Below are 701 nucleotides of genomic sequence, written 5' to 3' on the forward strand. Positions count from 1 at the left end.
CACTGTCGCCCCGGCTCCCTGGTAGGCCTTGTCGGCCAGGGTGAGGACGCCGGCCTTCTCCAGTTCCCGCGGGATGCCCCATATGCGGGCGGCGGTGAGGTCGTGGACCCTGCCGGGCAGCGCTCCCGAGGTCCACAGGATCGTCCCGTCCGGACCGGCGATCACCTGCACGTTCATTCCGTGCACGCGGTGTTTGCCGGAGAAGTACGGGCGGTCCGCCCGCACTCGGTCGGTGTGGATGAGCGTGCCGTCCAGCACCAGGTGGGTGACTCCGTCTTTGGAGGCCTTCCGCAGCGCCTGCGCGAGTGTGGGTGAGCGGGCAGACAGCAGCATGACGGTCTCCTCCACGTACCGCCATGCGGTGCTCACCGACACCCCGAACCCCGCGCTGAGCTCGGTGAACGTCTCGTCCTTGCGCAGATGGGCCAGGACGAGAAGCGCCTGCCGGCCTGGGTTAAGCAGCCGCCATCTCGACCCGATCGCCCTGCGGTGGCGGCGGACCAGCCCGGCGACATAGTTCAGCGTTGAACGCGACAAATCAACGACAGCGCGATAGAACAGCACCCGGAGCTCCTGGTGGTTGCGGGTCTGGTTGTGGTGATCAACCCGTCTACCAGGAGCTTCGCTACGTCATGAGCCGAACTGGCAACCTGCGATCACGCTGTGATCAGAAGGCATCCACCAAGGATGAAAAAGCTTCA

The 701-nt window shown here is 65.6% G+C and carries 1 protein-coding gene; it reads right to left on the bottom strand.

The annotated features are described in order from the left end of the window. On the bottom strand, positions 1-564 hold a 564-nt coding region (locus tag E1291_RS41570), incomplete at its 3' end, for a transposase family protein (RefSeq protein ID WP_131743494.1). Positions 565-701: the final 137 nt, after the last annotated feature.

The sequence above is a fragment of the Actinomadura roseirufa genome (assembly GCF_900659635.1).
In the GTDB taxonomy this organism is placed as follows: Bacteria; Actinomycetota; Actinomycetes; order Streptosporangiales; family Streptosporangiaceae; genus Spirillospora; species Spirillospora roseirufa.